Here is a 19,603-nt window from a genome sequence, read left to right as displayed (position 1 = left end):
GACCGGTGTCCGGGCCGGCGCCCGCGCGGGGCGGCGGGGCGAAGGCCCCGGTGGTCTCGAACGGGTCGGGCTGCGGCCGCTGCGCGACAGGCTCGTCGCGGCGCGGCATCGGCGCCCACTGGCCGGTCACCTCGACCTGGTCGGGAAGCGCTGGCCAACCGGGCTCTTCCGGCAGGTGCTCGTCCGGCCCCCAGAAGGCGCTCACCGAGTCGTTCGACTCGTCGTTCCCCTGATCGCGCCCGTCTTCGGATCCACCTGTGCCGTGGCGGCCCATGGCTGCCCTTTCTCCCGGTTGCAGTGGCCGCCAATCTTCATAACACCTTTGCTACGTCTTTGTCTCATCAATCCCGCGAGTCACACCCCAATTCAGGAAAATTTTACGCAAATCCGGACAAGTCAGCTGCGGAAGTGGTCCCAGCCGCCGGGCCCGGCCTCCCGTCCCGGCACCACCACGCCCCGGCCTGCCAGGACCCGCCCCACCACGTGCCAGGACGGCGGCAGCCGGACCTCCTCCGGGAAGGTCGCCGCGAGCGCGTGATCCTCTCCGCCCGTGAGGACCCAGTCGAGCGGATCGGCCCCCAGTTCCTCGGCCGCGGCCGCCACCGGCTCCCCGATCTCGAAGGCGCCGGGGTCGAGCTCGATCCGCACGCCGCTCGCCTCCGCGACGTGCCCGAGGTCCTGCAGCAGGCCGTCGCTCACGTCCAGCATGGCGCTCGCCCCGAGCCTGGCGGCCTCGGGCCCGCACGGATAAGGAGGGCACGGCCGCTGGTGGGCCGCCACCGCCGCCTGCAACGCCGCCTCCCGCTCCGGGGTCTCCCGGGCCGTCGTGCCGTTCCGCGTTCCCGGCGCGTGCCCCTGCCGGGCCGGAGCGGGCAGCACGCCCGCCTCCAGGAGCGCCAGCCCGGCGGCGGCGTGGCCCAGACGGCCCGCCACGGCCACCACGTGGCCGGGACGGGCTCCCGCGCGGGTCACGGCCGGCCGGCCGCCCAGGTCGCCGAGCGCGGTCACGCCGAGGACCACCAGGTCGCCACGGGTGGTGTCGCCGCCCACGACGCTCGCCCCGACCATCGCGCACTCGTCCCTGAACCCCTCGGTGAGCGCGTCGAGCCAGGACACCGGCACGTCGGCGGGCATCCCCAGGCCGACCACGATCGCGGTGGGCACGGCACCCATGGCGGCGACGTCCGCGAGGTTCTGCGCGGCGGCCTTGCGCCCGATGTCGTACCCGCTGGACCAGTCGCGCCGGAAGTGCCTGCCCTCGATCAGGAGATCGGTTGAAACCACCACACGCCCGTCGGGCGCGCTCACCATGGCGGCATCGTCTCCCGGGCCGAGTAGAACCGCCCGACCTTGGGGTAGACGTCCGGATATGCGAGAAACTGCTCCGAATTCGCCGAGATCTCCGACTGTGATGACACACCTCCTGACGCACACAGGGTACGGTGGCCCTTCTGCGTGATCCAACCGCCTGGGAGGACGTAATGGTGCAGGCCTACATCCTTATTCAGACCGAGGTCGGCAAGGCCGCGAACGTGGCCCAGGAGATCTCCGGGATACCCGGGGTCACCCAAGCGGAGGACGTGACGGGCCCGTACGACGTGATCGTGCGCGCGGAGGCCCGCAACGTCGACGAACTGGGCAAGCTGGTCGTCGCCCAGATTCAGGCCGTGGAGGGCATCACACGTACGCTTACCTGTCCGATCGTGCATATCTGAAAGTAGATCTTCCATGCGTGCCGCCGCCGTCCTGATGGTCCTGCTCGCGCTCGCCGGGTGCGGCGGCACGGTCCAGGTGGAGCCGCCCACCCCGCAGGGCGAGGTGGCGGCGGCCTGTGTCAAGCTCGCGGGGCTGCTGCCGAAGACGCTCGACGGCGTGGAACGCGGCACGTCCACGCCCGAGTCGCCATACGTCGCCGTCTGGGGCGAGGCCGACATCGCGCTGCGCTGCGGCGTGCCGCGCCCCGCGCGCATGGCGGCCACGGACCAGCTCCAGGAGATCGACGGCGTGGGCTGGTACGCCGACCCCGAGAAACCCACCCTCTTCACCGCCGTCGCCGCTCCGCTCTACGTCGAGGTGACGATCGCGGGGACACACGTCGCGCCGGAGGTCCTGGCCGATCTCTCCGGCGCGGTCGCCAAGGTCAGCAAGGGCCTGACCGGCAGCTGAGCGCGCAGGTCCAGCGGGTAGGTCAGCGGAGACCGGGCGAGCGGTTGAGCGCCAGCTGGATGAGCCGCTCGACCAGGTCCGGGTACGGCAGCCCCGACGCCGCCCACAGCTGCGGCGCCACCGACAGCGAGGTGAACCCGGGCATGGTGTTGATCTCGTTGCAGACCAGCTTCCCCTCGGGCGTGTAGAAGAAGTCGACCCGCGACAGCCCCTCGCAGTCGAGCGCCTCGAACGCGCGCACGGCCATCGCCCGCAGCTCCTCGGCCACCTCCTGGGGGATGTCGGCCGGGACGGTCAGCGACATCTGGTCGGGATAGTACTTGGCCTCGAAGTTGAAGAATTCGTGACCGCCCTCGACCCTCACCTCGCCGGGCATCGAGGCGACGGGCGGCTCGTCGCCCAGCGACTCCAGCACCGCGCACTCGATCTCGCGCCCCTCGATCGCCGCCTCGATCAGCACCTTCGGGTCGTGCTGCCTGGCCAGCTCGACGGCCTCCTCCAGCGACGCCCTGTCGTGCGCCCTGGAGATGCCCTGCGACGACCCGGCCCTGGCCGGCTTGACGAACACCGGCCAGCCCAGCGCCTCGGCCTCCTTGACCACCCGGTCGCGGTCGAGCCGCCAGTCGCGCTCGCGGACCACCACGTGGCGGCCCACCGGCAGCCCGGCGGCGGCCAGCACGGTCTTCATGTACGCCTTGTCCATGCCGACGGCGCTGGCGAGCACGCCCGAGCCCACGTAGCGCACCCCGGCCATCTCCAGCAGGCCCTGGATCGTGCCGTCCTCGGCGAACGGGCCGTGCATCACCGGGAAGACCACGTCCACCGCGCCGAGCTCGACCGGGATGCTGCCGGGGGCGTAGGCCACCAGCGAGCCCTCGCCGGAGGGCAGCGCGAGCGCCGTGCCCGAGGTGTCGACGGCCGGAAGCTCCCCGGCCTCGATGGCGTACCGCTGGTCGGACGCGGCCAGCACCCACCTGCCGTCCTGGGCGATCCCGATCGGGATCACCTCGTACCTGCTCCTGTCGATCGCTTCCAGCACGCTGCCCGCGCCCATCAGGGACACGGCGTGCTCCGAATTGCGACCACCGAAAACGACGGCGATGCGTGGCTTGCTCATGTCGTCCGAATCTACCGGCGTGTCCTCAGGACAGCGAGCCGAGCACGCGGGTGATGTCCGCAATGCTCGGCCAGATGTCCGTAATCGGCGTCCAGAAGGGCGGCAAAACCGCTCAGACCCCGTACCGCTCAGGCTTGGGCGAACGGGACATCAGCAGCATGCCCGCCTCGGCCGGCGACATACCGTCGTGCACCACGCCCACCACGACCTCGGTGATCGGCATCTCCACGTCGTGCTTCCTGGCCAGCGCCAGCACGGACTCGCAGGACGTGACACCCTCGGCGGTCTGCCGGGTGATCGCGACGACCTCGGCCAGCGTCATGCCGCGCCCCAGGTTCTCGCCGAACGTGCGGTTGCGCGCCAGCGGCGAGGTGCAGCTGGCCACCAGGTCGCCCATCCCGGCCAGCCCGGCGAAGGTGTGCGGGTCGGCGCCGAGCGCCGCACCGAGGCGGGAGATCTCGGCCAGCCCCCTGGTCATCAGCATGGCGGCGACGTTGTCGCCCATGCCCATGCCCACCGCGACGCCGACGGCCAGCGCGATCACGTTCTTGACCGCGCCGCCCAGCTCCACGCCGACGACGTCCGGGTTGGTGTACGGCCGGAACCACGGCGGCAGGTGGCAGGCCTTCTGCAGCCGGGCCGCGACGGCCTCGTCGGTGCAGGCCACGACGGTGGCTGCGGGCTGCCGCATGGCGATCTCCTTGGCCAGGTTCGGCCCCGACACGACGGCCACCCGCTCCTCGGGCACCCCGGCGACCTCGCGGATCACCTCGCTCATCCGCTTGGTCGTGCCGAGCTCGACGCCCTTCATCAGGCTGACCAGGACCGCGTCGGGCGGGATGTGCTCCCGCCAGGCCGCCAGATTGGCCCGCAACGACTGCGACGGCACGGCCAGCACCACGAAGTCGGCCCCGTCGAGCGCCTCGGCCGGGTCGGTGGTGGCGCGCAGCGAGGTGGGCAGCGAGATGCCGGGCAGGTAGTCGGGGTTCGTGTGGGCCCGGTTGACGGACTCGACGATCTCCGGGCGCCGCCCCCACAGCGTGGTGCGGTTCCCGGCCTCGGCCAGGATCATCGCGAACGTGGTGCCCCACGAGCCGGTGCCGAATACGGCCGCGTTGGTCATGCCATCACCGCCTGGCGGGGTCGTAGGGAGTGTCGGGCGCCTTCTCGCCGCGCAGCTCGGCGAGCTGCGCGGTGATCGCCGCCATGATGTCGGCCGTCGCCTCGCGCAGCACGTCCGCGTGTGGCGGCCTGCCCTGGTACTTCGACAGGTCGACCGGCGGGCCCACCTTCACGCGGAACGTCTTGCGCGGGAACAGCCTGGGCCTCTTCTCGCCGTACGGCAGCAGCTCGTGGGCGCCCCAGTGCGCCACCGGGATCACCGGCGCGCCGCTCTCCAGCGCCAGCCGTGCGGCGCCCGTCTTGCCCACCATCGGCCACAGTTCGGGATCTCTGGTGCAGGTGCCCTCAGGGTAGAACAGGATCGCGCCGCCGTCGCGCAACCGCTCCTCCGACTCCTGCAGCGAGTTGATCGCCTCGCTGCTGCCCCTGGCGACGGGGATGGCCCGCAGGGAGCGCACGGCGTGGCCGAGGAGGGGTACGCGGAACAGCCCGGCCTTGGCCAGGATGATCGGCCAGCGCCCGCGGTTGTACAGGAAGTGTGACAGCAGGACGGGATCGGTCCACGACAGGTGGTTCGTCGCGATGATCACGCCACCGGTGCGCGGGATGCGCTCGCCTGACCGCCAGTCGTGCTTGACCAGAAGCCGCGACAGTGGTTTCACGATCACGACGGCCAGGGTCTCCCAGAATCGCGATGGTCGCGTGGGGCGCCTCATGCTCTCCTCCATCGGTTGAGCCCCAAGTCTCCCGGTTGGCCGCGCGGGATGTCGAGGCGCGATGCTTAGCCTATGAGCATCCGCTGGTCACTGGTCATTCCAGTGAAGACGCTGGTCGCGGCGAAGACCCGGCTGGCCGCCGCCACGGGCCCGCACCGCACGCGGCTCGCCGTCGCCGTCGCCTGTGACACCGTCTCGGCGGCGCTCTCCTGCCCGCTGGTGGCGCGGGTAGTCGTGGTGACGGCCGATCCCGCCGCCGCGGGCCCCCTGGCGGCCCTGGGCGCGGACGTCGTCCACGACCCCGACCGCGGCCTGAACACCGCCCTGCGGACGGGCGCCGCGCACGCCGTGGAGGTCGCGCCCGGCGACGCCGTCGGCGCGCTCCAGGCCGATCTACCCGCGCTGCGCCCCGGTGAGCTGGCCACGGTGCTGGCCGCGGCGGCGGAGTTCGACCAGGCGTTCGTGCCCGACGCGCTCGACGTCGGCACCACCTTCTACGGGGTGCGGCCCGGCCTGCCGTTCACGCCGCGTTTCGGTGGCGAGTCGCGGGCCAAGCACCTGGCGGGCGGCGCCAAGGAGCTGTGCCTCGACGGCGTCGACTCGGTCAGGCGCGACGTCGACACCCCCGACGACCTGCGCGCGGCCGTCGCCCTCGGCCTCGGACGGCACACCGCGGCCGTGGTCAGCCAACTGTGGCCAGCGTCCTGATCCTGGGCGAGGTGACGACCGCCAGGTGCGACAGGCCGAGGACGGCCGCGCCCACGGCGAACGCCGCGTGCGCCCCCAGCCACTCCCCCAGTACGCCCCCCGCCAGCCCGCCCACCGGCCCCGCGCCCCACATGAGGAAGCGCATGCTGGCGTTGACCCGACCGAGCAGGTGCTCGGGGGTGACGCGCTGGCGGTAGCTGAGCTGGGTGACGCCGAACATCACGCTGGCCGCCCCGAACAGCAGGGAGGCCAGCGGGAAGAGCAGCAGCCGCCAGCCCGGCCCCGTCGCCAGGGCCGGGAGGTAGAGGAGGGTGGCGAGCACGGCGGAGCCGTACAGGGTCCTGCCGGTGCCGAAGCGGGCGGTGACCCGTCCGACGAGCAGTGCGCCCACGAGGGAGCCGACGGCCGAGGCCGACAGCAGCAGGCCGTACTGGGCGGCGCTCACGCCCAGCTCCCTGATCAGGTAGAGCGGGAGGGCGACGGAGATGACGCCGTTCGCCGTCATGACGAGCGCGCCGCCGACCGCGATCCTGCGCAGCACCCGGTCGCGGACGACGAACCCGACGCCTTCCGCGACCTGCCTGCGCAGCCGGCCGTCGCCGCGTCCCGGCGTCTCGGTGGCGCGCACGCCTGACAGCAGCAGCGCGGAGAGCAGGTAGCTGGCCGCGTCGGCGAGCAGCGCGATGGGCGCGGTGAGCAGGTTGACCAGCCAGCCGCCGAGGCCCGGCCCGGCCAGGAGGGAGACCTGCCGGGTGACCTCCAGCGTCCCGTTGCCGCGTTCGAGCCCCTCCCTGGGGACGACGGCAGGCAGGAAGCTCATGTGCGCGACGTCGAAGAAGACCGTCCCCAGGCCCAGGATCAGGGCGACCGCGAAGAGCTGCGGCAGGCCGAGCACGCCGAGCCAGGCGGCGACGGGGACGGTGAGCAGCGCCAGGCCGCGCACCACGTCGGACCAGATGAGGATCGGCCGCCGCCGCGCCCTGTCCACCCACACGCCCGCGGGGAGCCCGAGCAGCAGGAAGGCGGCCACCTGGGCGGCCGACAGCAGGCCGAGCTGGAAGGCGCCCGCGTCCAGGGTCAGGACGGCGGTGAGCGGCAGGGCGACGGTGGTGACCTGTGTGCCCATCTGGGTGACGCCGTTCGCCCAGACGAATCGCCGGAAGTCCCTGTTTCGCCGCATGACTGGCGATCCTCGCCCCTCGCTGGCCGGGGGGCAAACCGTTTACGCTGGTCTGCGTGCAGGCGACGGTGCGTAGTTTCGACGAGGCGACACGGTCCGGCTCGGTCTTCCTCGACGACGGGACCGTGCTGGAGTTCGACCCGCCCGCCTTCGACGCGGGCCCGCTGCGGCTGCTGCGCACGGGCCAGCGGGTCAACCTGGGAATGACGGGCGACCGGATCACCTACGTCACCCTGTCGACGTTTCCCGTCCCCGACTGAACGGGGAGCCCCTGGAAAGGCGAACGCCCGAGCGCCATTAAGGCGGCTCGGGCGTCGGCTTCCGCTGCGCTTACTTCTTCTTAGCGGCCTTTTTGCCGCCGGCGTTCACCATTTCCTTGAAGTCGGAGCCGGGGCGGAACTTCGGCGCCCAGCTCTCGACCACCTTGATTTCCGCGCCGGTTGACGGGTTCCTGGCCGTCCTGGCCGGCTTGTGCGCCATCTCGAACGCGCCGAAGCCCGTGATCGAGACCTTGTCCCCATTGGCGACAGCCTTCTGGATGGCGTCGATGACCGCGTTCACAGCCTCCGTGGCCGTCTTCTTGTCGCCCACCCGGTCCGCGATGGCGTCGACGAGTTCCCGCTTGTTCATGAAAGTTGTGCTCCCCCAGTTACGGCGCGGGGTTCCAGCTCACAAGTTCGACGTAGAAACCCCTTACGCGCTCGAAAGTAGGCGGGATTGCGGGGGAACTCAATCACCTAGCGTGTTTTCGGGTGCGCGTGGCGTGTCTTCCATGGAAGCGAGAAAGACCGCCAGCCGGGCCGCCGCCCTTTCCGGGTCGCGCTTGGCCAGGTCGCAGATCGCGAGATAGCGGCGGGCCGGCCGCTCCCTTTCGGCGGCGGGCAGCGCTTTGACGCGGCGGTGCGCCTCACGCAACCGCCGCGCCAGCTCGTCGTCTTCGAGGTCGACTAGACGGTCTTCGGCAGCCATGGCTGCCGACCATTCTCGTACGCCGCCACCTCGTCGGCGTGACGCAGGGTCAGCCCGATGTCGTCGAGGCCCTCCATCAGCCTCCAGCGGGTGTAGTCGTCGATCTCGAACGCGACGACCTCGCCGGCCCAGCGCACCTGGCGGTTCTCCAGGTCGACGGTCACCTGGACTGCCGGGTCGGCCTCCACGGCGGCCTGCAGGGCCTCGACCTTCTCGCCCGGCAGGACGACCGGCAGCAGGCCCATCTTGGTGGAGTTGTTGCGGAAGATGTCGCCGAACCTGGCGGCGATCACGGCGCGGAAGCCGTACTGCTGCAGCGCCCACACGGCGTGCTCGCGCGAGGAGCCGGTGCCGAAGTCGGGGCCGGAGACGAGGATCGAGCCGCCCTCGTAGGACGGGTCGTTCAGCACGAACGTCGGGTCCTCGCGCCAGGCGGCGAACAGGCCCTTCTCGAAGCCGGTGCGGCTGACCTGCTTGAGCCAGACGGCCGGGATGATCTGGTCGGTGTCGACGTTGCTGCGGCGCAGCGGCACCGCCGTACCGGTGTGGGTGACGAATGCGTCCATCGGAGCGGTTCTCCTGTCAGAGGTCGGCGGGGGCGGTCAGGCGGCCGGTGACGGCGGTCGCGGCGGCGACCTGCGGCGACACCAGGTGGGTGCGGCCCCCCTTGCCCTGCCGGCCCTCGAAGTTGCGGTTGGACGTGGACGCGCTGCGCTCTCCCGGCTGCAGCGTGTCGGGGTTCATGCCGAGGCACATCGAGCAGCCCGCCTCGCGCCACTCGGCGCCGGCGGCCTTGAACACCTCGTGCAGCCCCTCCTGCTCGGCCTGCAGCTTGACCAGCATCGAGCCGGGCACGATCAGGGTGCGGGTGGTCACCTGGCGTCCGCGCAGGATCTCGGCGGCGGCGCGCAGGTCCTCGATGCGGCCGTTGGTGCACGAGCCGACGAAGACGGTGTCGACCTCGATCTCACGCAGCGGCGTGCCCGCGGTCAGCCCCATGTACTCCAGCGCCCGCTCGGCGGCGGCGCGCTCGATCGGGTCGCCGAAGCTCTCGGGGGCGGGCACGGACTCGCCCAGCGGCAGACCCTGGCCCGGGTTCGTACCCCAGGTGACGTACGGCGTGAGCGTCGAGGCGTCGATCTCGACGACCTTGTCGAACACGGCGTCGTCGTCGGTGCGCAGCGACTTCCAGTACTCGACGGCCTGGTCCCAGTCCTCGCCGGACGGCGCGTGGGGGCGGCCCTTGAGGTACTCGAACGTGGTCTCGTCCGGCGCGATCAGGCCGGCGCGGGCGCCCGCCTCGATCGACATGTTGCAGACGGTCATGCGGCCCTCCATGGAGAGCTTGCGCACGGCCTCGCCCCGGTACTCGACGATGTAGCCCTGGCCGCCGCCGGTGCCGATCTTGGCGATGATGGCCAGGATCAGGTCCTTGGCCGTGACGCCGGTGGGCAGCTCGCCGGAGACCTCGATGGCCATCGTCTTCGGCCGGTAGGCGGGCAGGGTCTGGGTGGCCAGCACGTGCTCGACCTCGGAGGTGCCGATGCCGAACGCGATACCGCCGAAGGCGCCGTGCGTGGACGTGTGGGAGTCGCCACAGACGATCGTCATGCCCGGCTGGGTCAGGCCGAACTGCGGGCCGATGATGTGCACCACGCCCTGCCCGGCGTCGCCCATCGGGTGGAGCCGGATGCCGAACTCGGCGGCGTTCTTGCGCAGGGTCTCGACCTGGGTCTTCGACACCGGGTCGGAGATCGGGCCGAGCACCGTCGGCACGTTGTGGTCTTCGGTGGCGATCGTGAGATCGGGCCTTCGCACGGTCCGGCCGGCGAGACGGAGACCGTCGAACGCCTGCGGGCTGGTCACCTCGTGGATGAGGTGCAGGTCGATGTAGAGCAGGTCGGGTTCGCCGTCGGCACGGCGCACGACGTGCTGCTCCCAGACCTTCTCGGCCAGTGTGCGGCCCATGATCTCCTCCTGCTTATTTGCGATGCTCCGCATCGCGGTTCGGTCGCTCGGACCCGGTCTCTTCCCTCGTCGCTTCGGTCGCTGCGCTCCCTACACTCCTCAGTCCAGAGACCGGCGCTCCCTCACGGCATATGTGCGATGCTCCGCATCGCGGTTCGGTCGCTTCGACCCGGGTTCTTCCCTCGTCCAGAGACCGGCGCTCCCCCGCGTGTGGAGTTTGCCTCCGACTTGCTTTCTCATATGTCGAGACGGCAGTATCGGTCTATGGACAACTCTAGCGGAGTCGGAGTACTCGACAAAGCCGTTCTGGTTCTCAACGCCCTCGAAGCCGGCCCGGCGTCGCTTGCTCAGCTGGTCCAGGCCACCGGTCTGGCCCGTCCGACGGCCCACCGGCTGGCCGTCGCTCTTGAGCATCACCGCATCGTGACCCGCGACACACAGGGCAGATTCGTCCTCGGCCCGCGTCTGTCGGAGTTGTCCACGGCGGCCGGAGAGGACCGGTTGCTGGCGGTCGCCGCGCCGGTGCTGATGCAGCTTCGTGACCTGACCGGCGAGAGCGCGCAGTTGTATCGCCGCCAGGGCGACGAGCGGGTCTGCGTGGCGGCGGCCGAACGGGCCAGCGGCCTGCGCGACACCGTCCCCGTGGGGTCCGCGTTGCCGATGGTGGCGGGGTCGGCGGCGCAGATCCTGCTGGCGTGGGAGGAGCCCGACCGGCTGCACCGCGGGCTGCGCGGCGCCAAGTTCACGGCCGCCACGCTGGCGTCGGTGCGGCGCAGAGGGTGGGCGCACAGCGTAGGCGAGCGCGAGCAGGGCGTGGCCAGCGTGTCGGCGCCGATAAGGGGCAGCGGGGGCAAGGTGGTCGCCGCCGTCTCCGTGTCGGGGCCGATCGAACGGCTGACCAGGGCGCCCGGCAGGCTGCACGCGGTACCCGTGATGGCAGCGGCCGAACGTATCACGGAGGCCATGCGGCGCACGTCATGATCAGCAAAACCGCTTATTTGGGGAGCCGACAGCCTCGCGGGCGCACTAGCCTGAGTGGGTGACCGATCGCATCGAGGTAGCCGCCACTGAGCTGCGACCCCTGCTCGAAGAGTTCATCATGTGGGCGCGTAAGCACGCGCCCGACAGCGACCCCGAGCTCGTGGGGCCGGCCGCACTCTGGCACCGCCTCGCCTTCTCGCAGGACCTCGGCACGTGGAAGCGTGCCGACCTGCGCAACCTGCTGCTCGACCGCATCCCGAAGGTCGTCGACGACCCCGACGCGGCCGCCGACGGGATGCTGCCCGCCGTCGACGCGTACCTGACGTTCCTCGACCAGACGGGCCGGCTGAGCAAGGGCTCGCACTCCCTCGCGGAGCTGCGGGCCGAGCTCGACGACGTCGAGGACGAGTTCGTCGAGCTCATGGAGGACCTGCTCGACGAGGGCGACGACGACGGCGACGGCGACGAGGAAGCCGGCGACCTCGGCGACTTCGAACCGTTCGCCGACGAACTGGCCGACCTCGACACGATCAGGCTGCGTCCCGACTCCGAGTTGGCGGCGGCGGCCCGCGAGGCGCCGCTGATCGCCAAGGCGCGCGACCTGGCCCTCTGGGTCGGCTCGGGCCGCAAGGTGGGTGAGGAGACCCTGCTCTCCGACGCCGAGGTGGAGGACGCGCTGACGGCGGTCGGCCTGCCGAAGCCCGAAGCCGACGGGGCGCTGGCCGAGGCCGTGCCGCAGCTGTGGAACATCTGGAACCTCGCCGTCGATCTGGAGTTCCTGGAGCCCGGCGAGGCCAACACGGTCGCCGTCCAGGACGACACGGCCGAGTGGCCGTTCGACGACGACGAGGACGTCCTCGACGCCTGGATGCTGGGCCTGCACTCGGTCGACTACGGCGACCCCGAGCTCGACGACGAAGATCTGACGATGGCGCTGACGGGGCTCACCCGCGGCGTGCTGGTCAGGTTGCTGCTGGCAGGTGGCTCGCGCGAGCGCGCCGAGCTGGAGCAGGAGCTGTCCGAGGCGGCGGCCGACCTCGACGAGCTGGGGTCCGACGCCTGGGAGGCCGCGGGCGACCCGCTGGCCACGGCGATCGACTGGCTGGTCGGCTACGGCATGGCCGAGGTCTCCGGCACCACCGTCAGTCTCACCGCGCTGGGCACGGAGGGCGTGGTCCACCTCGTCGACGACTCCGACATCGAGCTCGACGCGCGTCCAGCGATCGAGTCGATGAGCGCGCACGAGCTGCTGGCGCTCAGCGCCGAGCTGCCGGAGGAGGAGGCCGACGCCGAGTTCGCCGCCTGGATGCGGCTGCGCGAGCCCGGGAAGGCCGCCGAGGAGCTGCTGGCGGCCGCCTCCGAGGACGAATCGGACGCGCTCATCCGGGTGCAGGCGGCCAGCGTGGTCGGCACGCTGGGCGAGGCGGCCGTCCCCGCCTGGCAGGAGGCGCTGAAGGTGTCGTCGCTGCGCCCGTACGCGGCGACGCATCTGAGCCAGCTGGAGGTGGAGGGCGCTCCCGAGCCGACGCAGGACGACACGCACTGGCTGATTCTCGACATGTGGACGATCTCGGCCGGGCTGGGCCGCTCCGAGTTCGTGAGCAGCCTGCGCGACATCGGGCCCGAGCTGCTCAACAACCTGCTCGAGGTGATCTGGAAGATCCCGCACGCGCATGTGGAGGAGCTGCTCGACCTGATCTCGCAGGTCCATCCCGACAAGCAGGTCGCCAAGGCGGCCCGCCGGGCGCTGTTCAAGGCTCGTTCCAACGCGTGAGCCCGTGGGGGGCTGGAGGCGAACTCGCGCCCAGCCCCCCGGCCGGGTCGCTCCGGGAATCGGCGGCAGGAAAAAGAAAAACCGCCCGGCGAACAACGCTGGGCGGTGATGAGAAGAGACGTAGTCCCGACCGGATTCGAACCGGCGCTACCGCCTTGAGAGGGCGGCGTCCTGGGCCACTAGACGACGGGACCTTCGCAGCTTGTTGGACAGTGGTAGTCCCGACCGGATTCGAACCGGCGCTACCGCCTTGAGAGGGCGGCGTCCTGGGCCACTAGACGACGGGACCCTGTCCACAAGCGATTTTGCCGGGCCTCCCCGGCAACGGAGGTAACTCTACCGCACCCCATGGAGCACTCCAAACCACTATCAGGCCAGCAGATCGGGCCTGTGGCCGCGCACCCAGCCGCCCATCGGCCCGCGCTCCCAGAGCGGATCGACGGCGCCGAGCGGGATGCCGAGCCACTGCAGGCCGGTCTCCGGTCGACGGGCACGCGGGCGAGGTGGTCGCGCATCCAGCGGGGCATGCGGGCGGGGACGTCGCGCTCACCCCAGCCGACGAGCCCCACCGACCACCAGGACGGCGCCGAGCGCGGCCGTGGCGGCCACGGCGATCAGCAGGCCGGCGATCGAGCTCTGCGTGAGGAGCGCACCGAGCAGCAGGCAGACCGGGAAGAAGAGCACCAGCGGGGGGACGAAGGTGGCGGTGAAGGAGAGGAACGAGCCTCTTCTGCTCCGAAATTCATCCATAAACCAAAAAGCGGACATCTCAATGAGATGTCCGCTGCAAGCTGGGGTACCAGGACTCGAACCTAGACTAACTGAACCAGAATCAGTCGTGCTGCCAATTACACCATACCCCACCGTTCCGAACCCCTTGGGGCGCGTTCGGCGACGCTCGAAAGAATAGCCCAGCTTGGCGACATCACCAAAACGATTAGCCAACGAGCTCTCCACGGCGCGCCGCGCGTGCCCGGCATGCGAAGCTGAGGAGGACAAAACACCACGTGGAGGAGCTCAAGCGTTGGCCGAGAACCCGTTGTTCGCCCCCAGCAGCCTTCCCTACGAACTGCCGCCGTTCGAGGAGATCCACGAGGACCACTTCCTGCCCGCCTTCGAGCGCGGCATGGCCGAGCAGCTCGCCGAGGTCGACGCGATCACCTCCAACGCCGAGGCGCCCACCTTCGACAACACGATCGCGGCCCTGGAGCGCTCCGGGCGGACACTCGACCGCACGGCCACCGTCTTCTACAGCCTGTCCGCGTCCCACGCCACCGACGGCATCAGGGAGATCGAGAAGCGGATCTCGCCCGAGCTGGCCAAGCACAGCGACGCCATCAGGCTCAACCGCGCACTGTGGGCCCGCGTCAAGCAGGTGAGCACGGAGGACGCCGAGGAGGCGTGGCTGCTGGAGAAGTACCGCGAGGACTTCGTCAGGGCGGGGGCCGACCTGTCGGAGGACGAGCAGGCCAGGCTGAAGGAGCTCAACGAGGAGCAGTCGAAGCTCTCCACCGAGTTCTCCCAGAATCTGCTCGCGGCGCTCACCGGCTCCGCGCTGGTCATCACCGACGCCAAGGAGCTCGACGGGTTCGACGAGGCCACGATCGAGTCGCTGCGCAAGGACGGCGAGTACGTCCTGCCGCTGCTCAACTTCACCAACCAGCCCGCCCTGGCCCAGCTGACCGACCGCGACGTGCGCCGCAGGCTCTACACGCTGAGCGTCGAGCGGGCGCCGGAGAACTTCGAGCTGGCCGTCAGGCTCGCCACGCTGCGGGCCGAGCGGGCCGCGCTGCTCGGCTTCCCGACCCACGCCGCCTACAAGGTGGCCGACCAGACGGCCAAGACCGTCGAAGCGGTCGAGGCCATGCTCGGGCAGCTCGTCGGCCCGGCCGTGCGCAACGCCCACAAGGAGGCCGAGGCGCTCAGCGAGCAGGCCGGGTTCGCGATCGAACCGTGGGACTGGTCGTTCTACTCCGAGAAGGTGCGGCAGGCCCGCTACGACTTCGACGCCGCCGCGATGCGCCCGTACTTCGAACTCGACCGCGTCTTCCGCGACGGTGTGTTCTACGCGGCGACCCGCCTGTACGGGGTGACGTTCACCGAGCGTCCCGAGCTGAAGGGCTACCACGAGGACGTCAGGTTCTTCGAGGTCCGCGACGAGGACGGCGGCGAGCTGGGCCTGTTCGGGCTCGACCCGTACGCCAGGCCGACCAAGCGCGGCGGCGCCTGGATGAACAACCTGGTCGACCAGTCGTACCTGTTCGGGACCAAGCCGGTGGTGCTGAACAACCTGAACGTCACCAAGCCGGCCTCCGGGCCGACGCTGCTGACGTACGACGAGGTCAACACCGCCTTCCACGAGTTCGGGCACGCGCTGCACGGGCTGTTCTCCGCGGTGCGCTTCCCGCGCGTCTCCGGCACCCGCGTGCCGCGCGACTTCGTGGAGTACCCGTCGCAGGTGAACGAGATGTGGGTGACGTGGCCGGAGGTCCTGGCCAACTACGCCAAGCACCATGAGACGGGCGAGCCCATGCCCGCCGAGCTGGTGGCGAAGATGAAGGCCGCCGAGCAGTTCAACCAGGGCTTCATGACGGTCGAGTACCTGGCCTCCACACTGCTCGACTGGGCCTGGCACAAGCTGACCCCCGGCCAGAGCGTCGAGGACGCCGAGGCGTTCGAGACGGCGGCCCTCCAGGCCGCCCAGATCGACGTCCCGCTCGTCAGGCCGCGTTACCGGACCAACTACTTCCAGCACGTCTTCTCCGGCGGCTACAGCGCCGGCTACTACTCCTACATCTGGAGCGAGGTGCTCGACGCCGAGAGCGTGGAGTGGTTCAAGGAGAACGGCGGGCTGAAGCGGGAGAACGGCGACCACTTCCGGCGGGAGCTGCTGTCGCTCGGCGGCAGCCTCGACGCGCTGACGGCCTTCCGTAACTTCCGCGGCCGCGAGCCGAGCATCCAGCCCCTCCTGGAACGCCGCGGCCTCCTCTAACCTCGCAGCGTGATCGGGAGGGCGGTCAACCGGCTTCCCTGGATCCCGCCGACGCCGACCTGCCGGAGTTCGGCGAACGGCACCGCGAGGCGCGCACCGGGAAAGTCGTTGCGCAGGACGTCCACGATCGCGCCCAGCTCCAGCTGGGCGAGCTGCGCACCGGTGCAGTAGTGCGGGCCGGCGCCGAAGGTGAGGTCCGGCCCGGACGACCTGCCGGGGTCGGTGTTGATGCCCTGGATGTCCACGAGGACGGGCGACCGGGCGGGCAGCCGCACCCCGGCGAGCTCGATGTCGGTGGCGGTGAACCGCCAGAGAGTGAAGGGCGCGGGCGGGTGCCGTCGCAGCGCGTCCAGGACGAGCTCGCCGGTCGCGATCCTGTCCGATATGTCACGGTCGGCTCTGTCACGGTCGGCTCTGTCGCGGTCGGCGTCCAGGACGTACGCGAGCAGGAAGCCCAGCGCGGCGTCGGTGGTGAGCTGACCGGCGTAGATCAGCGTGAAGAGCAGGTAGTGCACCTGCGCATCGGTGAGCTCGTCGGGGACCCGCTCACGCAGCTCGACGGCGAGGCCGTCCCGGCCGCCCTGGAGCGCGGCGGCGGCCAGTTCCGCGAACATGGCCATGGCCATCCCCACTTCCTCGGGGTTGTCGCTGTACATCCGCCGGCAGGCCACGATGGCCTGGTCGACCCTGTCGAGCGGCACGCCGAGCAGGTCGCAGACGACGCTGAGGGGGAAGCGCGTGGCGAAGTCCGCCATCAGGTCGACCGTCCCGCCGGCCGCGGCGAGCCCGGTCAGCAGCTCGCGGGCGATCGTGGTGATCCGCGCGGAGTAGTCGTGCATCCGCCGGGCGGTGAAGAGCGGGGCGTGCGCGCGGCGCAGCGCCTCGTGCGCCGCGCCGTCGAGGGTGGTGAGGGACGGTTGCGCCGCGGCGGCCGGTTCGAGACCCGCGGTCCGCGGGTCCCACTCGACCGGCGCGTAAGCAGGGTCTTTGACGATGCCCGGGTGAGTGAGCACCTCGCGGGCCAGGGCGTAGTCGGTGACGATCCACACCTGGCCGCCGGCCGGGGCGTCGGCGCGGACGATCGGGCCCAGGGCACGCAGGGCGGCGTGGGCGGGATGGGCCTCGCCGATGCCGCGGACGGTGACGGCGAACGGGTCGATGCCGGCGTGCGGCGCGTTGAACATCAGGCTCCTTGAACAGTTCGTGGGCACTGCAGAGAGTCAGCGGGCCGGTTCCGTCCGGGAAGCGGCGGGATGGCGGCGGTGGCGAGGAGCCCGAGGACGAGCACGGCGTCCGAAGACGGTCGGGCGCCGCGACCCCACCGGCGGTTACGGCCGCCGACGCCCGCGAGGAAGACCCTCCTGGCGCCGAGGAGGTCCGCCAGCCGGCCGGCCAGCAGGTGCGGCGCCGCGACGACGATCAGCCCCAGCCATCGGCGAGCGGGAGATGGACCACGCAATCGAGATACCTCCATGGTGAAGTAATTCCATGGTGAAGGTATATTTGGAGGCGATAGGTTGTCAAAACGTGCCGCTGGCGGGAGTCGCCGGCACGAGAAGGGAGATCGGAGGGCCAGATGGAGAAACCGATGGCCGGCGGCGTCGCGGCGCAGCGTGAACGGCTGGCGAAAGGACTCAGGGCCTACGGCGCGAGCTTCACCGAGTTGGGCCGCCGCTTCGCAGCTCTGCTGGGCGTGCACTCCACCGACGCCTTCGCCCTCCTGGAGATCGCTTCGTCCGAGGCGAGGGGCGCCCCGCTGTCGCCCGCCCTCCTCAGCAGGCGCATCTCACTGTCCTCGGGCGCCATGACCGCACTGCTCAACCGCCTCGAACAGGCCGGGTACATCACCCGCAGCCGCGAACACACCGACCGGCGGATCGTCACCCTGCGCAGCAGCGCACGCGTCAGGGAACTCGCCGACGACTTCTTCAGGCCTGTCAACGAACGCCAGGACGCGATCCTGTCCCAGTACCCGCCGGAGCTGCTCGAACAGTTCGAAGCGGTACTCGACCAGCTGAGCACCACCATGGACGACGCCCTCGCCGAACCTCCCCCCGGCTCCTGACCCACCGCCCAGCCCACCTCGCCCCGCCCGGCGAGCCGCCCGCCCAGCCCACAGCACTCGCGAGCGAACTTCACACTCCGGTTCGAGTACGGACGAGGTCGTGGAGGATTCGCACGATTCGCAAGCGGTCAACGGCCGGGAGGTCAGGAGGCTTCCGTACTCCACGGCCCGAGCCGATACGCGTGGCGCTGCCGGCGCGGTCTTGGCTGATCTCCCGAGCAAGGTCGGCGTCGTGACCGTCGAGATCGAGATCCTGCGCGAGGCGAGCGACGAGGTGATGGCCGCGTTCGGCCGGCTGCTCGCACGCGCCGGTCAATCGCGTGAACCCTCCACGAGCGGCCCCACACCCGAACTATGGTGTGGAACTCTCGATCATGGAGGAAGCACTATGAAGCACACGATTACCCTGCGTATCGGTCGTTCGGCACTGGTGACCGCGCTGGCTGGAGGGGTCGCGCTGGCCGGCGTCGCACCCGCGGCGAACGCCGCCGCCTCAGCCGCCCCCACCGCCTCCGCGGCCCAGCAGATGACGATCGGGCCGTTCGGGTACGGCCCCCTGAAACTCGGGATGTCCGCCGCGCGGGCCAAGGCGACCGGGAAGATCGTCCGCAAGACCATCAACGCCCCCACCACGTGCTCGGCCTGGGACCTGAAGGAGCAGAAGTACGACGGCGACCGGGCGGGGGTGTTCATCTCCAAGACGCAGGGCGTGGTCACGATCTCCGCGCCCGGCAGCGTCAAGACGCCCCAGGGCATCGGCAGGGGCTCCACGCCCGCGCAGCTGAAGGCCGCCTACCCCAACCTGAAGCAGAGCCGGCTGTACGGCACCCCCGTCGCCGCCGTGCCGGGCAACCCGAAGGCGATCTACGTCTTCCTCGCGTCGAAGAACATGGTCGTCGGTGTGACCCTGGTCCTGACCGCACAGACCTGCCTCAGATAGTGGCCTGTCGCGCGAGTTAGGCGGGCGTCTTCGGCACCAGTTCGCAGGACGCCACCGGGCCTTCCAGTGCTGCTCCACCTGTAGACGGGATCTTCGAGAGCCCGATCACATGTGTTCGACACGAACGGGATGCGCCCGCGTCAGCGCGAAACGATCACACCGCCGCGGCGTCGAGCAGGATCCGCGCCAGCTCGCGCGGCTGGGAGAACATCGGCCAATGACCGGTGTCCATCTCCACCAGCCGCCAGCGCTCGCTGGTCAGCAGCTTGGCGACGTCGCCGTTCGGCTCGTCGCCGTCGAGCAGGCACTTGACGTACGTCGCCGGAAGCTCGCCGAGCGGGCGTGCCAGCACGGCCGGCTCGGTCAGCGTGGCGCCCGGGTGCGGCGTCGAGCCGCCCACGATCCGCGCGATCTGCTCGTCGGTGAGCCCCTGGCCTTCGCAGTCGGCCGCGGTCAGCGGGGCCCAGAAGCCCCCGTTCTCGGCGATCGAGGACTCCACCATCGCCCGCCCGTCAGGCCAGGGGGACACGAACGACTCGCCGTCGGCCGGCACGTTGGAGTCGACGAAGACCACCCGAGCCAGCCGGTCGCCGATCCGCTCGGCGGCCTGCCCGACCGGGATGCCCGAGTAGCTGTGCCCGACCAGGATGACGTCGCGCAGATCGTGCCGTTCGACCTCGTCGACGATGTCCTGCACGTGGGCCTGCTGCCCGGCCGGCACACCCTGCTTTTCGGCGAGACCGGACAGCGTCAACGGGTGGACGCTGTGGCCTGCCGCACGCAGCTCCGGCACCACCTCGTCCCACGCCCACGATCCGAGCCACGCGCCTGCTACAAGTACGTATTCCGCCATGGCGGCAACCTAGCGAAGACGTCCGACAATCTCAGGCCCGGTTGCTACGCGA

The 19,603-nt window shown here is 70.6% G+C and carries 22 protein-coding genes and 3 tRNA genes; 9 read left to right on the top strand and 16 right to left on the bottom strand.

The features are described from left to right. On the bottom strand, nucleotides 1-205 hold a 205-nt coding region (locus ABZ297_RS10770; protein ID WP_355342745.1), incomplete at its 3' end, for a hypothetical protein. A 191-nt stretch (nucleotides 206-396) separates the two neighbouring features. Continuing rightward, nucleotides 397-1,434 carry a thiamine-phosphate kinase gene (locus ABZ297_RS10765; RefSeq protein WP_355342742.1) on the bottom strand — a complete coding sequence of 346 codons (1,038 nt, stop codon included), beginning with the start codon at nucleotides 1,432-1,434 and terminating at the stop codon, nucleotides 397-399. Nucleotides 1,435-1,481: 47 nt separating this feature from the next. On the opposite strand from ABZ297_RS10765, the gene ABZ297_RS10760 reads away from it, so the two are divergent. Then, nucleotides 1,482-1,715 (top strand): Lrp/AsnC ligand binding domain-containing protein, encoded by a 234-nt coding sequence (locus ABZ297_RS10760; protein ID WP_355342739.1) that lies wholly within the window; start codon nucleotides 1,482-1,484, stop codon nucleotides 1,713-1,715. A 13-nt stretch (nucleotides 1,716-1,728) separates the two neighbouring features. Beyond that, on the top strand, nucleotides 1,729-2,166 hold the full coding sequence (locus ABZ297_RS10755) for a DUF3515 domain-containing protein (protein ID WP_355342736.1): 438 nt from the start codon (nucleotides 1,729-1,731) through the stop codon (nucleotides 2,164-2,166). Between the two features lie 22 nt (nucleotides 2,167-2,188). Here the strand turns inward: ABZ297_RS10755 and ABZ297_RS10750 are convergent, their stop codons facing one another. From ABZ297_RS10750 to ABZ297_RS10740, 3 genes are all read right to left on the bottom strand, one after another. Beyond that, entirely contained in the window at nucleotides 2,189-3,283 is a 1,095-nt protein-coding gene (locus ABZ297_RS10750) for a D-alanine--D-alanine ligase family protein (protein WP_355342733.1), read from the bottom strand. A gap of 112 nt (nucleotides 3,284-3,395) precedes the next feature. Next, nucleotides 3,396-4,406, bottom strand: coding sequence for an NAD(P)H-dependent glycerol-3-phosphate dehydrogenase (locus ABZ297_RS10745; RefSeq protein ID WP_355342730.1), 1,011 nt, complete (start codon nucleotides 4,404-4,406; stop codon nucleotides 3,396-3,398). Nucleotides 4,407-4,410: 4 nt separating this feature from the next. Then, complete coding sequence (locus ABZ297_RS10740) at nucleotides 4,411-5,073, bottom strand: lysophospholipid acyltransferase family protein (RefSeq protein ID WP_355342727.1); 663 nt, start codon at nucleotides 5,071-5,073, stop codon at nucleotides 4,411-4,413. Between the two features lie 120 nt (nucleotides 5,074-5,193). Between ABZ297_RS10740 and cofC the strand changes: the two genes are divergently transcribed. After that, nucleotides 5,194-5,829 (top strand): 2-phospho-L-lactate guanylyltransferase, encoded by a 636-nt coding sequence (cofC, locus tag ABZ297_RS10735; protein WP_350808465.1) that lies wholly within the window; start codon nucleotides 5,194-5,196, stop codon nucleotides 5,827-5,829. Here the strand turns inward: cofC and ABZ297_RS10730 are convergent. Further along, nucleotides 5,804-7,009: an MFS transporter gene (locus tag ABZ297_RS10730; protein ID WP_355342724.1), complete on the bottom strand. Its 1,206-nt coding sequence runs from the start codon at nucleotides 7,007-7,009 to the stop codon at nucleotides 5,804-5,806. The genes cofC and ABZ297_RS10730 overlap by 26 nt on opposite strands. A gap of 56 nt (nucleotides 7,010-7,065) precedes the next feature. On the opposite strand from ABZ297_RS10730, the gene ABZ297_RS10725 reads away from it, so the two are divergent. Then, nucleotides 7,066-7,269 (top strand): hypothetical protein, encoded by a 204-nt coding sequence (locus ABZ297_RS10725; protein ID WP_355342721.1) that lies wholly within the window; start codon nucleotides 7,066-7,068, stop codon nucleotides 7,267-7,269. Nucleotides 7,270-7,339: 70 nt separating this feature from the next. Here the strand turns inward: ABZ297_RS10725 and ABZ297_RS10720 are convergent, their stop codons facing one another. From ABZ297_RS10720 to leuC, 4 genes are all read right to left on the bottom strand, one after another. Then, nucleotides 7,340-7,639, bottom strand: a complete 300-nt coding sequence (locus ABZ297_RS10720; RefSeq protein WP_350808462.1) for an HU family DNA-binding protein — start codon at nucleotides 7,637-7,639, stop codon at nucleotides 7,340-7,342. A 99-nt stretch (nucleotides 7,640-7,738) separates the two neighbouring features. Further along, the gene (locus tag ABZ297_RS10715) at nucleotides 7,739-7,978 is read right to left on the bottom strand and encodes a hypothetical protein (protein WP_355342718.1); all 240 of its coding nucleotides are present in this window, start codon (nucleotides 7,976-7,978) and stop codon (nucleotides 7,739-7,741) included. Further along, complete coding sequence (leuD, locus tag ABZ297_RS10710; protein ID WP_355342715.1) at nucleotides 7,957-8,544, bottom strand: 3-isopropylmalate dehydratase small subunit; 588 nt, start codon at nucleotides 8,542-8,544, stop codon at nucleotides 7,957-7,959. Before leuD ends, ABZ297_RS10715 begins: the two co-directional genes overlap by 22 nt. Nucleotides 8,545-8,560: 16 nt before the next feature. Next, on the bottom strand, nucleotides 8,561-9,946 hold the full coding sequence (gene leuC / locus ABZ297_RS10705) for a 3-isopropylmalate dehydratase large subunit (RefSeq protein WP_355342712.1): 1,386 nt from the start codon (nucleotides 9,944-9,946) through the stop codon (nucleotides 8,561-8,563). A gap of 264 nt (nucleotides 9,947-10,210) precedes the next feature. Here leuC and ABZ297_RS10700 point away from each other — a divergent pair, with 264 nt between their 5' ends. Together ABZ297_RS10700 and ABZ297_RS10695 are read left to right on the top strand one after the other, a co-directional pair. After that, nucleotides 10,211-10,927 (top strand): IclR family transcriptional regulator, encoded by a 717-nt coding sequence (locus ABZ297_RS10700; RefSeq protein ID WP_355342709.1) that lies wholly within the window; start codon nucleotides 10,211-10,213, stop codon nucleotides 10,925-10,927. A gap of 58 nt (nucleotides 10,928-10,985) precedes the next feature. Next, complete coding sequence (locus ABZ297_RS10695) at nucleotides 10,986-12,701, top strand: hypothetical protein (RefSeq protein ID WP_355342706.1); 1,716 nt, start codon at nucleotides 10,986-10,988, stop codon at nucleotides 12,699-12,701. A 121-nt stretch (nucleotides 12,702-12,822) separates the two neighbouring features. Here ABZ297_RS10695 and ABZ297_RS10690 read toward each other — a convergent pair. The 4 genes from ABZ297_RS10690 to ABZ297_RS10675 form a co-directional block, all read right to left on the bottom strand. Continuing rightward, a tRNA-Glu gene (locus ABZ297_RS10690) sits at nucleotides 12,823-12,895 on the bottom strand. A gap of 19 nt (nucleotides 12,896-12,914) precedes the next feature. Then, nucleotides 12,915-12,990, bottom strand: a tRNA-Glu gene (locus ABZ297_RS10685). A gap of 257 nt (nucleotides 12,991-13,247) precedes the next feature. Beyond that, nucleotides 13,248-13,451: a hypothetical protein gene (locus ABZ297_RS10680; protein ID WP_355342703.1), complete on the bottom strand. Its 204-nt coding sequence runs from the start codon at nucleotides 13,449-13,451 to the stop codon at nucleotides 13,248-13,250. Between the two features lie 41 nt (nucleotides 13,452-13,492). After that, a tRNA-Gln gene (locus ABZ297_RS10675) sits at nucleotides 13,493-13,564 on the bottom strand. 161 nt (nucleotides 13,565-13,725) lie between these two features. Here ABZ297_RS10675 and ABZ297_RS10670 point away from each other — a divergent pair. Continuing rightward, complete coding sequence (locus ABZ297_RS10670; RefSeq protein ID WP_355342700.1) at nucleotides 13,726-15,693, top strand: M3 family metallopeptidase; 1,968 nt, start codon at nucleotides 13,726-13,728, stop codon at nucleotides 15,691-15,693. Here ABZ297_RS10670 and ABZ297_RS10665 read toward each other — a convergent pair. After that, entirely contained in the window at nucleotides 15,690-16,877 is a 1,188-nt protein-coding gene (locus ABZ297_RS10665) for a cytochrome P450 (RefSeq protein ID WP_355342697.1), read from the bottom strand. The genes ABZ297_RS10670 and ABZ297_RS10665 overlap by 4 nt on opposite strands. A 392-nt stretch (nucleotides 16,878-17,269) precedes the next feature. Between ABZ297_RS10665 and ABZ297_RS10660 the strand changes: the two genes are divergently transcribed. Next, nucleotides 17,270-17,758, top strand: a complete 489-nt coding sequence (locus ABZ297_RS10660) for a MarR family transcriptional regulator (RefSeq protein ID WP_355342694.1) — start codon at nucleotides 17,270-17,272, stop codon at nucleotides 17,756-17,758. Nucleotides 17,759-18,146: 388 nt separating this feature from the next. Then, complete coding sequence (locus ABZ297_RS10655) at nucleotides 18,147-18,698, top strand: hypothetical protein (protein ID WP_355342691.1); 552 nt, start codon at nucleotides 18,147-18,149, stop codon at nucleotides 18,696-18,698. A gap of 154 nt (nucleotides 18,699-18,852) precedes the next feature. On the opposite strand, the gene ABZ297_RS10650 is transcribed toward ABZ297_RS10655, so the two are convergent. Beyond that, entirely contained in the window at nucleotides 18,853-19,551 is a 699-nt protein-coding gene (locus ABZ297_RS10650) for an alpha/beta hydrolase (RefSeq protein ID WP_355342688.1), read from the bottom strand. Nucleotides 19,552-19,603: the final 52 nt, after the last annotated feature.

Source organism: Nonomuraea sp. NPDC005983 (assembly GCF_040614375.1).
GTDB lineage: Bacteria > Actinomycetota > Actinomycetes > Streptosporangiales > Streptosporangiaceae > Nonomuraea.
Note: the sequence above shows the minus strand (reverse complement) of the source record. Positions and strands in the feature narration are given on the sequence as shown.